This window comes from Azospirillum picis, assembly GCF_017876115.1.
In the GTDB taxonomy this organism is placed as follows: domain Bacteria; phylum Pseudomonadota; class Alphaproteobacteria; order Azospirillales; family Azospirillaceae; genus Azospirillum; species Azospirillum picis.
The window spans coordinates 266442-284769 of record NZ_JAGINO010000001.1; the positions used below are offsets into that span (position 1 = coordinate 266442).

Genomic DNA, 18328 nt, shown 5'->3' on the forward strand with positions numbered 1-18328 from the left:
CCTAGGCCCCCGCCCCGTCCCGCCCCAGCACGGCCAGGAAGGCGGAGACCACCCGCGGGTCGAAGTGGCGGCCGGACTCGGTCCGCAGCAGGTCCAGCACCTCGCCGATGTCCCACGCCTTCTTGTAGGGGCGGTGGTGGAGCAGCGCGTCGAAGACGTCGACGACGGCGACGATCCGGCCGGACAGCGGGATGGCGTCGCCGGCCAAACCGTGCGGATAGCCGCTGCCGTCGAATTTCTCGTGATGGCTCTCGGCGATCTCGGCGCCCATCGACAGGTAGCCGCGGCGGTCGGCCCCGATGCCGGCATCGCGCAGGATGCTGCCGCCGATGGCGGCGTGCTCGCGCATGATCGCCATCTCCGCCGGGTCGAGCCGGCCCGGCTTGCGCAGGATGGCGTCGGGGATGCCGACCTTGCCGACGTCGTGCAGGACGCTGGCGAGCCCGATGGTGTCGCAGAACCCCTCGTCCAGCTCGCCGGCGAAGTCGCCGCGGGCGCGCAGCTCCCGGGCGATGGCGGTCGCCCAGCGGCCCAGCCGCCGGACATGGTCGCCGGTGACCTCGTCCTTGTACTCCGCCAGCTTGCCCAGCGCATGGACGGTGGCGACCTGGGCCTGGTGCAGCCGCTCGTAAAGCCGCAGGTTGTCGAGCGCCGTCGCCGCCTTGGCGCACAGGAGCTCGAACAGCGGACGGTCCACCTCCTGGAAGGGACCGCCGAGCAGGCAGAGCGCCAGCGGCGGCGCGTCGCGGCTGCGCAGGACCGCGACGCCGTACCCGGCGCCCCAGCGCGGGCGGCCGTCGCCGAGCGCCGCGGCCACCGCCGCGGCAAGCTCCGGCGGCCCTCCTGGCCCCTCCCCGTCGCCGGGCAGCAGGACCGAGCGGGCATCCGTCATCAGCGCCGCCGCCTCCCCGGGCAAGGCGGCAAGGAAATCGGCGCAGGTCCGCTGGCCGGCCAGGCGGTCGGCAGCCTCCATCACCCGCTCCAGACCCCGGCGATTGCGCTCGATCGTGTCGATGTGCCGGTAGGAGCGCAGGGCGGCGACGGTGGCGGTGTACAGCTTCTGTGCCGTCAGCTCGCTCTTGGCCTTGTAGTCGTTGATGTCGTAGGCGGCGATCACCTGCCGTTCCGGCGCCTGTCCCGGCTGGCCGGTGCGCAGGATGATGCGGACATGGTGGTTGCCAAGTCCGTCGCGGATATGGCGGACCAGCCTCAGGCCGGCGTCGTCCGTCTCCATCACCACGTCGAGCAGGATGGCGGCGATGCCCGGATGCGCGGCCAGCAGGTCGCGCGCCTGCCTGGCGCTGTAGGCCGACAGGAAGCGGACCGGCCGCTCCTCGAAGACCATCTCGCCGAGGACGACGCGGGTGATCGCATGGACCTCCATGTCGTCGTCGACGATCAGGATCAGCCAGGGCGGCCAGTCGCGGCCGACGTCCCTCTCCTCGGTTTCGGCGGCGAACTCCAGCACATCGTTATGCGACGTCGCATCATCCGCGTCCCAGCCATCGACCATCGCCGTCCCCGCCGGTCGTTCCGCTCCCGCCACCGGAAAATCCGACCGGCGCGTGCATCCATGCATGTTCAATCAATTTCTGGTAAGGTTATCCACCCTTGTCAACATGGCGGGCAAGGCGGGGTTGCGTCATACCGTCCGCTTCCAGGCGACCGTCAGCAGCCCGGCCCCCATCAGCAGCGAACCGCCGACGCGGTTGACCGTCCGCTGCACCGCCGGCGCGCGCACCGCCCGCCGCGCCGCCGAGGCGAGCAGGGCGTAGCCGGCGGCATTCAGCGTCGCCAGAACCAGGAACGTCGCCTCCATCACCAGCATCTGGTCGAACAGCGGCCGGCCGGCGTCGAGGAACTGCGGCAGGAAGGCGACGAAGAACACGATGCTCTTGGGGTTCAGCGCGGTGACGGCATAGGTGTGCAGCATCATGCGCCAGGGCCGCACGGCCGCCTGCTCCGCCTCCACCTCGCCCGGCGTGACCGGCGCCCGCCACAGCTTCAGGCCGAGCCAGACGAGATAGGCGGCCCCCAGCCATTTCAGGCCGGTGAACAGCATCGCCGAGGTCGACAGCAGGACGCCCAGCCCGAGCATCGAGGCGGTCATCGCCGTGAAGTCGCCCAGCGCCACACCGGCCACCGTCGCCATCGCCGACCGCCGGCCGTGGCCGAGCGCGTAGGAGACGACGATCAGCACCGTCGGGCCGGGGATCATCAGCATGAGGATGGAGGCGGCGGCGAAGGCAAGCCACAGGTCTGGGGACATGGAGGGGGCTCCGGCTGGTCGGGTGGACGCCCATCAATCCACAGAGCCGTTGCGGGCGCAACAACGCGCGGACAGCGCGGGTCTTCCGTGCAGCAACGAAAACGCCCCTCTCCCGAGGCGGAAGAGGGGCGCTTTCGTTGCCACTCGGCGGCGACGGGGCGGAGGCCGCCTCAAATCCGCCGCAGCGGCCGCCTCGCAGTCCAGACGGTGGCGAGGAACGGCAGCGCCAGCAGGACCTGCAGCCCCGCCCATCCGAGCGCCTCCCAGTTCGGGAGCGACCAGTCGACCTCGTGCAGCGCCGCCATGAACGGAAGCTGTCCGTAGATCAGCGATTCGAGCGGCACGAACCCTTCCGCCACCACGGTCAGAACCGCACCCAGCAGCAGGCCGGCGGCAAGGAGCGTTTCCACCGGCAGGCGGCGGACGGCGCCCCACAGGCCGCGCGCCGGCTCGATCGCCGCCGGCACGGCCGGGCGGAACAGGCTGGCGACGCCGAGCGCGTTGTGGATGTCGGTCCCGGCCGGGCGGCGGGCGGCGCGGATCAGCCCCAGCGCCGGCAGGGCGACGGCCGGGATCAGCAGGTAGGGGTTGGGGAAGTCGCGGTAGCGGCCGTCGAAGACGATCAGCAGCGACCAGGCCAGGGCCACCACCCCGAGCGCCACCGCGCTCCACCGCCCCACCCGCTCGGTGCGCGACAGCACCGGGCGCGGATGGCGCAGGCCGACCAGCGGCTCGCGCGCCAGCCCGCCGCTGGCCAGCGCCCGCCGGGCGGTCAGCAGGACCGCCAGCGACAGGGCAGCGGTCAGGGCCAGCATGCCGACGGCGAGCGTGGTGTCCTGCCAGTAGTGCTTGCCGTGCTGGGCGACGAAGGCGGCGCGGACATAAAGGGTGGCAAGCGCCTGGGTCAGCAGGATCAGCGCCGCCCAGCCGGTGCCGGGCAGCCGGCGCGGCAGCAGGGCCAGCCAGCCCAGCAGCACCAGCGCCAGCCCGCTGGAGGCGGCGAACAGCCACGGCCAGCGCACATTGTCGACCACCGGCCCGGCCAGCGAGAATTTCGGCGTGCGGTCGGCGTCGTAGAGGCCCCAGTGGCCGCCGACGGTGCCCTCCAGCTTCGCCTTCCATTCCTGGTCGAAGGCCTCGATCACGTTGTAGTCGAAGCCTTCGCGGTCGGCGAGCCGGACGAAGGCGTTGACGAACTTCGCCTTGTTGACCAGCCCGGGGACCGCGGCGCCGCGCGACCGCCCGGCGGTCGGCCAGCCGGTCTCGCCGACCAGGATCGGCTTGCCGGGGAAACGCTCGGCGATGATGCGGTAGCTGTGGCGGATGCGCTCGGTGGCGCCCTCGACGCCGGCCGGCACGTCTTCCCAGTAGGGCAGCAGGTGGATGGTCAGGTAATCGACGTGATCCGCGATCTGCGGGTATTTCAGCCACCATTCCCAGACGTCGGCGTAGGACACCGGCTGCTTCACCGCCGCCTTGACGCGGTCGATGTAGCCGGCCACCTGCTCGGGCGTCAGCTCCCGCCGCAGCAGCACCTCGTTGCCGACGATGACGCGGGTGATGGTGTCGGGGTAGCGGTTGGCGAGGTCGATCAGCGAGGCGATCTCGGCCTCGTTCTTGTCGGTCTTGGAAGACAGCCAGGCCCCCATGGTGACCGTCAGCCCGTGCTTGCGCGCCAGCTCCGGGACCACCTCCAGCCCCTCCAGCGAGGTGTAGGTGCGCACGCCGGCCACCTGCGGGGCGAGCGCCGCCAGATCCTCCTCGATCTGGGCGGTCGTCGGGAAGACGTGGGTCAGCGGGCTCTGGCCGTCGCGGAAGGGGGCGAAGGACACGCTGCGCAGCTTGCCGCCCGGCGGCGGGTCGAGCGGCACCGGGCGGTTCGGCAGGGACCAGACGGCGAGATTCGCGAGGCCGGCGACGATCATCGCGGCGAGGATGAGGATCAGGCGCATGGGCGGGATGTCTACACCAAAGGCTTGACGGTTTGAACGGTGACCGTCGCACCAACAGGCGCCGGGGCGATTTTATTCACCCGCCCCGCCAGAAAACCCGGAGGCCGGGATGACGGGAAAAAGGGCGCGCCCCGTGAGAGGCGCGCCCGCCAGGTCGGTCAAGGATTGAGTGACGTGCCTTCGTCACGATCTGGTAAACCGGCGGAGGGGGAGGTTTATTCCGGCCGCCGGCGACAAATCCCGCAGCGGCCGCCTGCCTCCGTCCCTGGCCCCCTTCCCTGCCCCCATCCGCTCAGCGCTCGACGAACGCCTTCTCGATGACGAAGCCGCCCGGCTCGCCGTTGGTGCCCATGACGAAGCCGCGGCGCTCCATCATCGCCGTGGTCTCGGCCAGCATGGCCGGGCTGCCGCAGATCATCACCCGGTCCTTCTCGGCGTCGAGATCCGGCAGGCCGAGGTCGGTGAACAGCTTGCCCGTCTCCATCAGCGTGGTCAGGCGGCCCTGGTTGCGGAAGGGCTCGCGCGTCACGGTCGGGTAATAGAGCAGCTTCTCCTTCACCTGCTCGCCGAAGAACTCGTTCTCCGGCAGATTGTGATGGATCAGGTCGTCGTAGGCCAGTTCCGCCACCGTGCGGGTGCCGTGGGTCAGGATCACCCGGTCGAACTTCTCGTACATCTCCGGGTCCTTGATGATGCTGAGGAACGGCGCCAGGCCGGTGCCGGTGCTCAGCAGGTACAGGTTGCGCCCGGACAGCAGGTTGTCGGTGATCAGGGTGCCGGTCGCCTTGCGGTTCACCAGCAGCGTGTCGCCTTCCTTGAGGTGCTGCAGGCGCGAGGTCAGCGGGCCGTCCTGCACCTTGATGCTGAAGAACTCCAGCGTCTCCTCGTAATGCGCGCTGACCAGGCTGTAGGCGCGCAGCAGGGGCCGGCCTTCGACCTCCAGCCCGATCATGGTGAACTGCCCCGGCAGGAAGCGGAAGGAGGGATCGCGCGTGGTGGTGAAGCTGAACAGCGTGTCGGTCCAGTGGTGAACGGTCAGCACGCGCTCTTTGATCAAGTTGCTCATGGGGGCGTTCCAAAACCTGTCGGTGCCAAGCTCTGTTGGCGACGTGAGATGCCGATGTCCGGGACGCTGCGTTCAGGTGGCCGGTGCATGGAAAACAGCGGAGCTGCCGCGACGCAACGGCCGAAACCTATCAACAAACCCGGCCGAAGGCCACGGATTTATACCAGCCGGTTGGCGGGCTTCCGCAAAAACAACACAAGCACTGCCGTAGAACATTGATCCCGGTCAACCGGCCGCCTATTCGGCACTGGGCGGCGCGAACAGGTAGGGGGACAGGCCGCGCAGGTTCTCGTCGACGATAAGCCGGTGATTCAGCGGCGGGAATGCCCGCTGCGAACAGTTCAGCCGCGGGCAGAGCCGGCAGTTGACGCCGATCGGCGTCGCCGCATCGGTGTTGGACAGGTCGAAACCGTCCGCATAGGTGACCTGCGCCGCATGTTGGACGTCGCAGCCCAGCGCCACGGCGAACTGCTGCGGCGGGCTGCGGTGGCCACCGCCGGTCTTGGCCACGGTGCGGGCGATCGAGAAATAGGCGGTTCCGTCCGGCATCTCCGCCATCTGGCTGTGGATCTTGCCCGGCGTGCCGAACGCCTCGTAGACGATCCAGCGCGGGCAGCCGCCGCCGAAGCGGGCGAGATGGAAGCCGGCGCCGGAGAAGCGCTTCGACACGTTTCCGGCGCTGTCCACCCGCATGAAGAAGAACGGCACCCCCTTGGCTCCCGGCCGGTGCAGCGTGGTGAGCCGGTGGCAGACCTGCTCGAAGGAGGCATCGAAGCGCCGGCGCAGGATCTCGATGTCGTAGCGCACCTGGGCCGCCGCCTCCAGGAAGCGCTGGTAGGGCATCAGCACCGCGGCGGCGAAATAGTTGGCCAGCCCGATGCGGGCGAGCCGCCGCGCCTCGTCGTCCGCCAGGTTGGCGGCCTCGACGATGCGGTTCAGCAGGTCGCGGTGGCGCAGCAGCGCGATCTGGCAGGCGAGCTGGAAGGTGCGGCCCGACGGCGCCAGCATCTCCGACAGCAGGATGCGGCGGCTGTGGCGGTCGAAGCGGCGCACGGCGTAGCCCATCACCTCCGACGGCAGCAGGCGGACGCGGACGCTGTGCTGGGTGTTCAGCCAGTCGGCCAGCCCGCGGTAGATGTCGCCCCGCTCCAGCTTACCGTCCTGCCACAGGCTTTCCGCGGCCTCCTCCAGGTCGGAGAAGTGGTTGGACTGGGCCTGGAAGAGGTCGCGGACCTGGTCCTGCGGGAAGCCGGTGTGCTGCACCAGATGCAGCTTCTCGCGGTCGGCCACCCGCTCGGCCAGCGCCTGCAGGTCGTCGCGCGCGCCGCGGTAGCCGCGGTAGAGCGCCACCACCGCCTGCCCCAGCGTCGGCGCCACCGCCGCCAGTTCGCGGAAGTCCTGGTTCTTGATGTCGGAGCCGTCGAACAGCGGATCGGCGAACACCTCGCGCAGCCCGGCGACCAGCCGGCTCTCCTCGTCCTCGGCGAAGGCCTGAAGATCGACGCCGAAGCGCTGCCCGAGCTTCAGCAGCAGCGGAACGGTGACCGGCCTCTGGTTGTGTTCGATCAGGTTCAGGTAGCTGGGGGAGATGCCGAGCTGCTCCGCCATCTGCGCCTGGGTCAGTCCATGGTCGCGGCGCAGGCGGCGGACCTTGGGTCCCAGCATCGCCTTCTTTTCCATGATCGCCACGATGCTTCCCCCAGCCTCGCACCGGATGCCCGGAACGGTTTTTCGGATTTACAAAATTTACCGATTTACAGCTTTTTTCGAACGGCAGTTTACAAGCGGACCTTTTTACAAACAAGGGCTTATTGCAACGCATCCAAGGCGGGCTTAACTCTTGATCCACGGCCGCGCTGTAAAGCGCAAGCGGTCCCGAAGACGGTCAGGAGCAGCAGAAGACGGCGGGAGGAAACGCCGCTGCGACGAGACCGCGGGGACCGACAGAAGGCCCGCCCCGAGACCATCCATTCGCCCAGCGTACCGGGCGTTCCGGACAGAAGGAAACCGACCATGTCGCTCGATGAGAAGACCAAGGCCGCCATCCACGCCGCCCGTTACGAGGGCATCCGCCGCGACTACACCATGGACGACGTCAAGCGTCTGAGCGGTTCGGTCAAGATCGAGTACACGCTGGCCGAGCTGGGCGCGCGCCGCCTGTGGGAGCTGCTGAAGACCGAGCCCTACATCAACACGCTGGGCGCCCTGACCGGCAACCAGGCGATGCAGGCGGTCAAGGCCGGGCTGAAGGCCATCTATCTGTCGGGCTGGCAGGTCGCCGGCGATGCCAACACCGCCGGCCAGATGTACCCGGACCAGAGCCTGTATCCGGTCAACTCGGTCCCGGCGGTGGTCGAGCGCATCAACAACACCTTCAAGCGCGCCGACGAGATCCAGACTTCCGAGGGCAAGGGCGACACCTACTGGTTCGCGCCGATCATCGCCGACGCCGAGGCCGGCTTCGGCGGCCCGCTGAACGCCTTCGAGCTGATGAAGGCGATGATCAAGGCGGGTGCGGCCGGCGTGCACTGGGAAGACCAGCTCGCCTCTGAGAAGAAGTGCGGCCACCTCGGCGGCAAGGTCCTGATCCCGACGCAGCAGCACATCCGCACGCTGAACGCCGCCCGCCTGGCCGCCGACGTCTGCGGCACCTCGACCCTGGTGATCGCCCGCACCGACGCCGAGTCGGCGCAGCTCATCACCTCCGACATCGACGAGCGCGACCATCCCTTCATCGATTTCGACGCCGGCCGCACCACCGAGGGCTTCTTCCGCCTGAAGAAGGGCATGGGCGTCGACCACTGCATCGCCCGCGGCCTGTCCTACGCCCCCTATTCCGACCTGATGTGGTGGGAAACCTCCAAGCCGAACCTGGACGAAGCCCGCCGCTTCGCCGAGGCGGTTCACAAGGAATTCCCGGACAAGATGCTGGCCTACAACTGCTCGCCGAGCTTCAACTGGAAGGCCAACCTCGACGATGCGACCATCGCCAAGTACCAGCGCGAGCTGGGCGCGATGGGCTACAAGTTCCAGTTCGTGACGCTGGCCGGCTTCCACAGCCTGAACTACTCCGCGTTCAAGCTGGCCAAGGGCTACGCCGCCCGCGGCATGGCCGCCTACTCCGAACTGCAGCAGGCCGAGTTCGAGGCCGAGGCCGAGGGCTACACCGCGACCAAGCACCAGCGCGAGGTCGGCACCGGTTACTTCGACGCGGTCGCCACGGCGATCTCGGGCGGAACCTCCTCGACCACCGCCTACAAGGACTCCACCGAGGCTGATCAGTTCCATTGATCGCAGGTTCCGATCATTGGGACTGGTCCGTGATCCGGGGTGCGAGCCGGATCTTTTCGAACGGCTGATGCTATGACTTGCCGACGGCCGGGGGCCTTCCCCCCGGCCGTTTTTTTCATCGGCAGGGCGCCGGCCGAAGAAGCCGGGCCACCGTCGCCCCGGATCCACGCGCAGGAGGCCGCGCAAGCCCCGCCCCTATGGTATGGCAGACCTGCACGTCATCAACCGGTGGTACCGGAGAGATAGCCCGAAAGTCTTGAGCGGAACTGGAAAATCACGGTCATATCCACCTTGCCCGCGCCGTTGCGCGCCGCCGCCGGCTTGGGTGCGCCGCGGAATCCCTTGTTGACTTGCGGGGGCTTCGGGACCAATTAAGCGTCCATGCTCAAAACAAACCGATCCGGGACGTAAAGGTCCCAAACGCCGGCACCTGACCGCAGGGCACCGGCGGGCGGGACTGGCCGCCGCGCATTCGCATGCGCGGCGATGACCGATTCCCAACCGCCGCTTTCCCCCGCCGCGGCGGGTTCTTCCCGAGGCGACGCGCCTCCGGGTCGACCCGACGAAGGAAGATGCTCCGGCGTCCTTGGTCGAAACGATGAAAGGACATGACAGTATGGATCAATCGCTCGCAGGAAAGTCCATTGCCATCCTCGTCTCCAACGGCTTCGAAGAAGCGGAGATGACCGAGCCGCAGCGCGCCCTGATCAAGACCGGGGCCACCCTGCGCACCATCTCGACCGAGACGGGTCTGGTCAACGGCTGGCACGGCAAGTCCTGGGGCCACTACTTCCCGGTGGACAAGCATCTGAGCGAGGCGCTCGGCGCCGACTTCGACATGCTGCTGCTGCCGGGCGGTGAGCGCAGCGTGGCGAAGCTGCAGCAGTCGGCCCACACCCGCCGCATCGTCGGCCACTTCCTCGACGCCGGCAAGCCGATCGCCGCGATCGACCAGGGCATCCAGTTGCTGGCCATCCCCGGCAAGCTGCGCGGCCGGCTGCTGGCCGCTCCGGAAGCCTACCGCGCCGACCTGCAGGCCGCCGGCGGCAAGATCAGCGAAGAGCCGCTGGTCGTCGACGACATCACGGTCTCGGCCCTCGGCCAGGACCAGCTCAACGAGTTCGTCGAGGCCGTGGTGAAGCTGTTCACCGAACTGGGCTCCGTTCGCAAGGCCGCCTGATCTCCATCCTCAGCCGGTCCCGAAACGGCCGCCGCACCAGCCCTGGTGCGGCGGCCGTTTCGTTTTCGCCATCCCCGCCATCGCGGCCGCCGCCGGCCCGCCGGCACCGGTCGGGACCTGCCGGCCAGCACGACCGCCCCGCCCCCGAGGTCATGCTTCAAGCCGCCCATGTCCGTTGATTATTTTAAACATTCGTATTAATAAAATCGTGGGCCGCGCTTGGTAGTCTTTCAGGCGGCACTCGGCTGGCAGCGTGGCGACGGGGCGGCGAATTGGCGAAGAACACGGCATCGGGACGTCTCACCATCCGGGCGAAGATCATCGTCGCGGTGCTCGGCACCGTGGTGATGGCCGGCGCCTTCGGGACCTTCACGCTCAGCCGCCTTGAAATCCTAAACGGCGCGGCGGAAACCATGCGCAGCCGGTCGCTGCCGGCGACGCAGCTCGCCGGCCAACTGACGGCGGCGGCGCAGGGCTACCGCATCGCCGAAGCAGCCTACGCGCTCGCCACCAACGAGCTTCAGGTCGGCCAGGCCGAAACCGGCTTCCAGGAAGCCGCCGCGGCCGTGGCGTCGCGCCGCGAGGCCGCCGGCGCCCGCTTCACCGCCGGGACCGGTGCCGAACGGCTGGCGGGCTTCGACGAGGCCTGGACCACCTATGTCGCCGCGGCGGAACGGGTGCGCGCCCTCTCCCGCGAGGGCAACGCCAAGTCCGCCACCAGCGTCTTCAAGCGCCCGAGCGCCGTCGCCTTCGCCCGCGTCCAGGAGGCGCTGGACGCGCTGGTCGACGGGACGATGACCGATGCCGGCGCGGTCGCCGACCAGGGTGCCTCCGTCTACCGCAGCGCCCACGCCATGGTGCTGGGCGGGGTGACCCTCTGCACGCTGCTGGCCCTCGGTTTCGGCGTGGTGCTGGTGCGCGGCATCTCCCGCCCGATCCTCGACGTCGCCAGTGCGCTGGAGCGGCTGGCCGCCCGCGACTTCTCCGCCGAGCTCGACGACAGCCGCCGTGACGAGATCGGCCGCATGGCCGGCGCGGCGCGGGTGTTCCGCGACACCATGCTGGACGCCGAGCGGCTGCAGAAGGAACAGGAGGAGCTGAAGACCGCCGCGGCGGAGGAACGGCGCCGTGAACTGCACAGCCTCGCCGACGGCTTCGAGGCGACGGTGAAGCGGCTGGTCGAAGCGCTGGGCGCCTCCACCGGTGAGATGGCCGCCGCCGCCGCCGCCATGGCCGGCGGCGCCGCCGAAACCGCCCGCCATTCCGACATGGCCTCCTCGGCCGCCGGACGCGCCTCGGCCAACGTCGACAGCGTCGCCGCCGCCACCACCGAACTGTCGGCCAGCTTCGCCGGCATCGCCCGCCTCGTCGCCGATTCCGCCGGCATCGCCGCCGACGCCACGCGTGACGCCGAACGCGGCACCGCGGTGATGGGCAGCCTGGCCGAAGCGGCGGAGGAGATCGGCAAGGTGGTCGACATGATTTCCGGCATCGCCGGCCAGACCAACCTGCTGGCGCTGAACGCCACCATCGAGGCCGCCCGCGCCGGCGAAGCGGGCAAGGGCTTCGCCGTGGTGGCGAGCGAGGTCAAGCAGCTCGCCGGCCAGACCGCGAAGGCCACGGCGGAGATCCAGGCGCGCATCGCCGAGATCCAGGACGCCTCCGGCACGGCGGTCGAGACCATCGGCGCGGTCGCCCGCACCATCGTCCGCCTGAACGGCATCGCCGGCGAGGTGGCCGCCGCGGTCGAGCAGCAGAGCGCCGCGGTCGGCGAGATCGCCGTCAACATCCAGGACGCCGCCGACGGCACCCGCAACGTGTCCGGCAACATCGCCGCCGTCACCGCCGCCGCGGCCTCGGCCGAACAGGCCAGCGCGGTGATGGTGCGCTCCGTCGACGCCGTCACCGGCGACGCGGGGCGGATGCGGCAGGAGGTGGACGGCTTCCTGGGCGCGCTGCGGGCGTCGTAACCGGCACCCGGTTCCCGGCCCCCCGCGCCGGCCGAAGTCCGCCCGCTCCCCTACGCCTGTCCCTTACGCCTGTCCCTTACGCCTGCTTGGCGTCGATGATCCCCCGCCGGATGGCACGGGTCTTGGTGAAGTGGTCCTGGAGCTGCTGGCCCTCGCCCCAGCGGATGGCGCGCTGGAGGGCGGTCAGGTCCTCGGTGAAGCGCTGCAGGATCTCCAGGACGGCTTCGCGGTTGTTCAGGAACACGTCGCGCCACATCACCGGATCGCTGGCGGCGATGCGGGTGAAGTCGCGGAAGCCGCCGGCGGAGAACTTGATCACCTCGGACTTGGTGTCCTCCTCCAGGTCCGACGCGGTGCCGACGATGGTGTAGGCGATCAGGTGCGGCAGGTGGGAGGTGATGGCCAGCACCCGGTCATGGTGGCTGGCATCCATGATCTCGACAGTGGAGCCGACCCGGCGCCACATCGCGCTCACCGCCTCCAGCGCTTCCCGGTCGGCCCCGGGCGGCGGGGTCAGGATGCACCAGCGGCCCTGGAACAGGGTGGCGAACCCGGCTTCCGGCCCGGAATGCTCGGTGCCCGCCACCGGGTGGCCGGGGATCAGGTGGACGCCGTCCGGCAGGTGCGGCCCGACGTCGCGCAGCGTCGCCTGCTTGACCGAGCCGACGTCGGTGACGATGGTGCCGGGCGCCAGCAGCGGCCCCATCTGTTCCCCGACCGCGGCGAAGCTGCCGACCGGCGTCGCCAGGATCACGAGGCCGGCCCCCGCCAGCGCCGCCGACAGGTCGGTGGTGGCCTCCGCCACGATGCCCAGTTCCAGCGCCTTGGCGCAGGCCGCCTCGCTGCGGTCGGCGCAGACGATGCTGCGGGCGATCCCGTAGTCCGCCAGCGCCCGCGCCAGGGAGGAGCCGATCAGGCCGATGCCGATGATGGCCACGCGGTCGAACAGGGGGGCGGTGTCGGTCATGACGATGGGTGTCCCGGAAACGGGGTGGACAAAGGACGGCGACGCTGAAAGCGCCCCGTTTAAACCACCTCGCTCCGGCCGGACCAAGCGATTCTTTGCGGCGGACCGCCCGGCGGCCTTGAGGAGCCGGCCCTCCCGACCGGCATCCTCGGCCGCCTCCCTCAGCCGCCTTGGCGCGTCATCTCCTCCCGCAGGGCCGCGGCCAGGCACTGGAAGGTTTCCTTGCGCCCGGAGGTGCGGCGCCAGGCGAGCGCGATGCGGCGGCCGGGACGGTCGCCGGCCAGCGGGCGCACCGTCAGGTCGAGCCCGCGCAGGATGCCCGAATCGACCGCCATCTGCGGCAGCAGCGTCACCCCCAGCCCGTTCGCGACCATCTGCACCAGCGTGTGCAGGCTGGTGCCCTGGAAGGCCGTGTTGTGCGGCGTGGCATCCAGCGCGCAGGCGGCCATGGCATGGTCGCGCAGGCAGTGGCCGTCCTCCAGCAGCAGCAGGTCCTCGGACGGGACGGCGACCGGCTGGGTGGGATCGGTGCCGCTCAGCCGGTGGTCGGCCGGGCAGACGAAGGAGAAATGGTCCTCGGCGATGTCCTCCGTCTCCAGGTCGCCCGTCGGGTAGGGCAAGGCCAGCAGTGCGGCATCCAGCTTGCCCGCGTTCAACTGGTCCAGCAGCCGCGCGGTCTGGTCTTCGCGCAGGTACAGGCGCAGGCGGGGAAAGGTCTCGCGCAGGGCCGGCATGACCCGGGGGATCAGGAAGGGGCCGATGGTCGGGATCACGCCCAGATGCAGCGAGCCCGACATCGGGTCGGCGGCCGACCGGGTGATGTCGACCAGTTCCTCCGCCCCCTTGAGCAACTGGCGCGCGCGTTCGGCGATTTCACGGCCGAGCGGGGTTGGCAGCACCGACCGGCGCGTGCGCTCCACCAGCGTCGCCCCGAGCAGTTCCTCCAGCTCCTGAAGGCCGGCGCTCAGGGTCGACTGGCTGACGAGGCAGGACTCCGCCGCCTGCCCGAAATGGCGGCGATCGACGACGGCGACGAGATAACGGAGCTGGCGCAGGGTGGGGAGCGGTTTCATACCCGGTCATGTAATCGGATAAATCGATCAGTTCAATTAGTATTTTCTGCTTTTCTTGATAAGCGGATTCCCGTATTCCTTCACCCGTCAACCGGACACGGAGCAGCGCCCCACCACCCCGGACACGAAGGCATATCCCCTTGTCTGACATGACGCGCCGCACTACGTCGAACGCGTCACGGCCCGACGGCCGGGGAAGAGGCGACACTCATTCATCGCACCCCATCGGAGAACACAATGTCGTTGATCAACACCGAGATTAAGCCCTTCAAGGCGACCGCGTTCAAGAACGGGAAGTTCATCGACGTGACCGACGCCGATCTGAAGGGCAAGTGGTCGATTTTCTTCTTCTATCCGGCCGATTTCACCTTCGTCTGCCCGACCGAGCTCGAAGACCTGGCGGACAACTACGCTGAATTCCAGAAGCTGGGCGTCGAGATCTACAGCGTCTCGACCGACACCCACTTCTGCCACAAGGCCTGGCACGACACCTCGCCGGCCATCGGCAAGATCCAGTACACCATGATCGGCGACCCGACGCTGGCGATCAGCCGCAACTTCGAGGTCCTGATCGAGGAAGCCGGCCTGGCCGACCGCGGCACCTTCGTCGTCGATCCGGACGGCAAGATCCAGATCGTCGAGGTCACCGCCGGCGGCGTCGGCCGCGACGCCAAGGAGCTGCTGCGCAAGGTCAAGGCCGCCCAGTACGTCGCCGCCCACCCGGGCGAGGTCTGCCCGGCCAAGTGGCAGGAAGGCGAGAAGACCCTCGCCCCGTCGCTCGACCTGGTCGGCAAGATCTAAGGACCCTCGCGGGACCTGACGGATCGGGGGCCGGCTTCGGCCGGCCCCGCCCCGATCCGCTCCGATCCGCCAGGATCGGTCCTGCCCCAGCTTCGGTGGGACCGTCCCGGCCGCCGCAGCCGTGCCGCCGCAACCAGTTCCGCCGCCCTTCCGGGCCGGCCGCCATGCCCGAACCGCACCCTCCGCGGCTTCCGGCAACCCGTCACGCCGTTTCCGCAATCGGTTTCCCGGTTGCCGGTTTTCTCGCTGTCGGTTTTCGCATCTCCGATCTTCCCGTCCCCGCGAAGGCAGGAACCCAGGCGCGCTTTTTGTCGCAGTTTTTTCAAAGCCTGGATCCCCACCTGCGCGGGGAGGACGATGACGTTTCGACCTCTTCACTGTTTCAAAGCCGGACGCAATGCCCGGACAGACGCCCTGCCTTCAGCGGGGATGCCCATTCACCGCCCGGACCACCGCGGATCAAGGCCGACGGTCTGACCCGGAAGAGACGTTGGGAAACAATGCCATGCTGGACGCCAATCTGAAGACCCAGTTGAAGGCCTACCTGGACCGCATCACCCAGCCCATCGAACTGGTCGCGTCGCTGGACGATTCGGCGAAGTCGCAGGAGATGCTGGGGCTGCTGGAAGACATCGACTCGCTCTCCGACAAGATCACGCTGGTCCGTGACGGCGGCGATGCCCGCAGGCCCTCCTTCGCGATCAACCGCGTCGGCACCGACGTCGGCGTTCGCTTCGCCGGCCTGCCGATGGGCCACGAGTTCAATTCGCTGGTGCTGGCCCTGCTGCAGGTCGGCGGCCATCCGTCGAAGGAATCGGCCGAGTTGCTGGAGCAGATCCGCAACCTGGACGGCGACTTCGTCTTCGAGACCTATTTCTCGCTCTCCTGCCAGAACTGCCCCGACGTGGTGCAGGCGCTGAACCTGATGAGCGCGCTCAACCCCCGCATCAAGCACGTCGCCATCGACGGCGCCCTGTTCCAGCAGGAGGTCGAGCAGCGCCAGATCATGGCCGTCCCCACCGTCTTCCTGAACGGCGAACCCTTCGCCCAGGGCCGCATGGGGCTGGAGCAGATCGTCGCCAAGCTCGACACCGGCGCCATCGCCCGCGAGGCGGAGAAGATCAAGACCAAGGCCCCCTACGAGGTCCTGGTCGTCGGCGGCGGCCCGGCCGGCGCCGCGGCGGCGATCTACGCCGCCCGCAAGGGCATCCGCACCGGCGTCGCCGCCGAGCGCTTCGGCGGCCAGGTGCTGGACACCATGGCGATCGAGAACTTCATCTCCGTCTCGCACACCGAGGGCCCGAAGCTGGCTGCGGCGCTGGAGCAGCACGTCAAGGACTATGAGGTCGACGTGATGAACCTGCAGACCGCCACCGCGCTGGTGCCGCCGGCCCGCGAGGGCGGCCTGATCGAGGTGAAGCTGGCCAACGGCGCCTCGCTGAAGGGCCGCACGGTGATCCTGTCGACCGGCGCCCGCTGGCGCACCATGAACGTGCCGGGCGAGGCCGAGTACCGCAACAAGGGCGTGGCCTACTGCCCGCACTGCGACGGCCCGCTGTTCAAGGGCAAGCGCGTGGCGGTGATCGGCGGCGGCAACTCCGGCGTCGAGGCGGCGATCGACCTCGCCGGCCTGGTCGCCCACGTCACCCTGATCGAGTTCGACAGCCAGTTGCGCGCCGACGCGGTGCTCCAGCGCAAGCTGCACAGCCTGCCGAACGTCGACGTCATCACCTCGGCCCAGACCACCGAGGTCCACGGCGACGGCAGCAAGGTCGTCGGCCTGTCCTACAAGGACCGCAACAGCGGCGAGCTGAAGCGGATCGACCTGGAGGGCATCTTCGTGCAGATCGGCCTGGTGCCGAACACCGAGTGGCTGAAGGGCGCCATCGCCCTGACCCCGCGCGGAGAGATCGAGGTCGACGCCCGCGGCCAGACCTCCATCCCCGGCGTCTTCGCCGCCGGCGACGCGACGACGGTGCCTTTCAAGCAGATCGTCATCGCCATGGGAGAGGGCGCCAAGGCGGCGCTGTCGGCCTTCGACCACCTGATCCGCACCGTGCCGGTCGAGGAATCGCGCCCGGCGGCGATGGAAGCGGCGGAGTGACGCCAACCGGAAGGGCCCGCGGCACGCCGCGGGCCCTTCCGCCTTTCAAGGGGCGCCGGCCGGTCCCGTGCGGCGACGCCGGTTATTTGGCCCCGGTTAGCTGGCCCTCATTATTTGGACGCGGCCATCCGGCCGTCGCCGGGGCTCACACCTGCCGCGTCTCGTAGCCGTTGAAGTCGGCGGCGCGCGGGGTATAGCCGCCGGCGAACAGCGGCGACGACACCACCATGTCCGCCGTCGCCTCGTTGCAGGCCATCGGGATGTTGTAGAGCGTCGCCAGCCGCGTCAGCGCCTTCACGTCGACGTCGTGCGGCTGCGCGGTCATCGGGTCGACGAAGAAGACCAGCAGGTCGATCCGGCCCTCGGCGATCATCGCGCCGATCTGCTGATCGCCGCCGAGCGGCCCGCTCTTCAGCGGGGTCACCTCCAGTTGGGGATGGGCGCTGCGCACCTTCTGCCCGGTGGTTCCGGTCGCCCAGTAGAGATGCCCGTCGAGCAGGCGGATGTTGGCGCCGATCCAGGCGATGAGGTCGGCCTTGCGGGCATCATGGGCGACGAGGGCGATGCGCTTGCGGGTCATGGACGCGATCCTTCGAAGGGTTCCCAAAACTAATATATCAGATCGCCGGGCGGAGCAATGCGGCCGGGGAGCGTCGCTCCGTCCCACAGTCGTCCGTGCGCTGAAATATCAAGATACCCACCATTGCCGCTTGCCGGGCTTACTAGTATATTAGTATCATGATCCCCTCAGGAGCCGTGCCGTGGGTTCGGCGCCGGCTACCCAGACGTCGAAGGATTCCCGTCATGAAAATCTCCGTCCGCCACGCTTCCCACCCCGACGCGGTGCGCAACTTCGACTCCGAGACGCTGCGCGACCACTTCCTGGTGCCGGCCCTGTTCGAGGCGGACGAGACCGTCCTGACCTACAGCCACATCGACCGTTTCGTCGTCGGCGGCACCATGCCGGTCGCCGGTCCGGTCAAGCTGGAGTCGTCGAAGGAGATCGGTTCGCCCAACTTCCTCGACCGGCGCGAGCTGGGCGTGGTCAATGTCGGCGGCGCCGGCCGCGTCACCGTCGACGGTGCCGTTTTCGAGTTGGCGCCGCGCGACGCGCTCTATGTCGCGATGGGCAGCAAGGACATCGTCTTCGAGAGCCTGGACCGCCGCGAGCCGGCCAAGTTCTACCTGAACAGCACCCCCGCCCATGCGCGGTTCGAGACGATGAAGATCTCGATCGGCCAAGCCAAGGCCGTGCATCTCGGCGACCCGGCCCAGTCGAACGAGCGCACCATCTACCAGATGATCCACCCCGACGTGGTGCGCACGGCGCAGCTCGTGCTGGGCATGACGGTGCTGAAGCCGAACAACATGTGGAACACCATGCCGTGCCACACCCATGACCGGCGCTGCGAGGTGTACTTCTACTTCGACCTGCCGGCGGATGCCCGCGTCGTCCACCTGATGGGCGAGCCGGAGCAGACCCGCCACATCGTGGTCGCCAACGAACAGGCGGTGATCTCCCCGCCCTGGTCGATCCACTCCGGCGTCGGCACCCGCAACTACACCTTCATCTGGGCGATGGGCGGCGACAACCAGGACTTCACCGACATGGACTTCGTGTCCATGGACCGCCTGCGTTGAGGACCACGGGACCC

15 protein-coding genes are annotated in these 18328 nt (G+C 68.9%); 6 read left to right on the forward strand and 9 right to left on the reverse strand.

Annotation, left to right across the window (positions count from 1 at the left end):
* Position 1: 1 nt before the first annotated feature.
* The 5 genes from J2850_RS01220 to J2850_RS01240 all read right to left on the reverse strand — a co-directional run bounded on the left by J2850_RS01220 (position 2) and on the right by J2850_RS01240 (position 6967).
* A complete protein-coding gene (locus J2850_RS01220) occupies positions 2–1513 on the reverse strand; it encodes an HD domain-containing phosphohydrolase (RefSeq protein ID WP_209977917.1) in 1512 nt (503 codons plus the stop codon).
* Between the two features lie 129 nt (positions 1514–1642).
* On the reverse strand, positions 1643–2269 hold the full coding sequence (locus tag J2850_RS01225) for a LysE family translocator (protein WP_209977918.1): 627 nt from the start codon (positions 2267–2269) through the stop codon (positions 1643–1645).
* A gap of 170 nt (positions 2270–2439) precedes the next feature.
* Positions 2440–4221, reverse strand: a complete 1782-nt coding sequence (locus J2850_RS01230; protein WP_209977920.1) for a glycoside hydrolase family 17 protein — start codon at positions 4219–4221, stop codon at positions 2440–2442.
* Positions 4222–4513: 292 nt separating this feature from the next.
* A complete protein-coding gene (locus tag J2850_RS01235; RefSeq protein ID WP_209977922.1) occupies positions 4514–5287 on the reverse strand; it encodes a ferredoxin--NADP reductase in 774 nt (257 codons plus the stop codon).
* Positions 5288–5524: 237 nt separating this feature from the next.
* Positions 5525–6967: a helix-turn-helix domain-containing protein gene (locus tag J2850_RS01240; RefSeq protein ID WP_209978414.1), complete on the reverse strand. Its 1443-nt coding sequence runs from the start codon at positions 6965–6967 to the stop codon at positions 5525–5527.
* 333 nt (positions 6968–7300) lie between these two features.
* Here J2850_RS01240 and aceA point away from each other — a divergent pair, with 333 nt between their 5' ends.
* Positions 7301–8578 (forward strand): isocitrate lyase, encoded by a 1278-nt coding sequence (aceA, locus tag J2850_RS01245; RefSeq protein WP_209977923.1) that lies wholly within the window; start codon positions 7301–7303, stop codon positions 8576–8578.
* Positions 8579–8799: 221 nt separating this feature from the next.
* Here the strand turns inward: aceA and J2850_RS01250 are convergent, their stop codons facing one another.
* On the reverse strand, positions 8800–8949 hold the full coding sequence (locus tag J2850_RS01250; RefSeq protein ID WP_209977925.1) for a hypothetical protein: 150 nt from the start codon (positions 8947–8949) through the stop codon (positions 8800–8802).
* Positions 8950–9194: 245 nt separating this feature from the next.
* Here J2850_RS01250 and J2850_RS01255 point away from each other — a divergent pair, with 245 nt between their 5' ends.
* Both J2850_RS01255 and J2850_RS32010 read left to right on the forward strand, forming a co-directional pair.
* Complete coding sequence (locus tag J2850_RS01255) at positions 9195–9758, forward strand: DJ-1/PfpI family protein (protein ID WP_209977927.1); 564 nt, start codon at positions 9195–9197, stop codon at positions 9756–9758.
* Between the two features lie 272 nt (positions 9759–10030).
* Positions 10031–11728: a methyl-accepting chemotaxis protein gene (locus tag J2850_RS32010; RefSeq protein WP_209977928.1), complete on the forward strand. Its 1698-nt coding sequence runs from the start codon at positions 10031–10033 to the stop codon at positions 11726–11728.
* Positions 11729–11804: 76 nt separating this feature from the next.
* Here J2850_RS32010 and J2850_RS01265 read toward each other — a convergent pair whose 3' ends face one another.
* Both J2850_RS01265 and J2850_RS01270 read right to left on the reverse strand, forming a co-directional pair.
* Positions 11805–12695, reverse strand: a complete 891-nt coding sequence (locus J2850_RS01265) for a prephenate/arogenate dehydrogenase family protein (protein WP_209977930.1) — start codon at positions 12693–12695, stop codon at positions 11805–11807.
* A 161-nt stretch (positions 12696–12856) separates the two neighbouring features.
* Positions 12857–13768: a hydrogen peroxide-inducible genes activator gene (locus tag J2850_RS01270; protein ID WP_209977931.1), complete on the reverse strand. Its 912-nt coding sequence runs from the start codon at positions 13766–13768 to the stop codon at positions 12857–12859.
* A gap of 237 nt (positions 13769–14005) precedes the next feature.
* On the opposite strand from J2850_RS01270, the gene ahpC reads away from it, so the two are divergent.
* Both ahpC and ahpF read left to right on the forward strand, forming a co-directional pair.
* Positions 14006–14569 (forward strand): alkyl hydroperoxide reductase subunit C, encoded by a 564-nt coding sequence (ahpC, locus tag J2850_RS01275; protein ID WP_209977933.1) that lies wholly within the window; start codon positions 14006–14008, stop codon positions 14567–14569.
* A gap of 505 nt (positions 14570–15074) precedes the next feature.
* Positions 15075–16673, forward strand: a complete 1599-nt coding sequence (ahpF, locus tag J2850_RS01280) for an alkyl hydroperoxide reductase subunit F (RefSeq protein WP_209977936.1) — start codon at positions 15075–15077, stop codon at positions 16671–16673.
* Positions 16674–16818: 145 nt separating this feature from the next.
* Here ahpF and J2850_RS01285 read toward each other — a convergent pair whose 3' ends face one another.
* A complete protein-coding gene (locus J2850_RS01285) occupies positions 16819–17253 on the reverse strand; it encodes a methylglyoxal synthase (protein ID WP_209977938.1) in 435 nt (144 codons plus the stop codon).
* A 224-nt stretch (positions 17254–17477) separates the two neighbouring features.
* On the opposite strand from J2850_RS01285, the gene kduI reads away from it, so the two are divergent.
* Positions 17478–18314: a 5-dehydro-4-deoxy-D-glucuronate isomerase gene (gene kduI / locus J2850_RS01290; protein WP_209977940.1), complete on the forward strand. Its 837-nt coding sequence runs from the start codon at positions 17478–17480 to the stop codon at positions 18312–18314.
* Positions 18315–18328 lie beyond the last annotated feature (14 nt).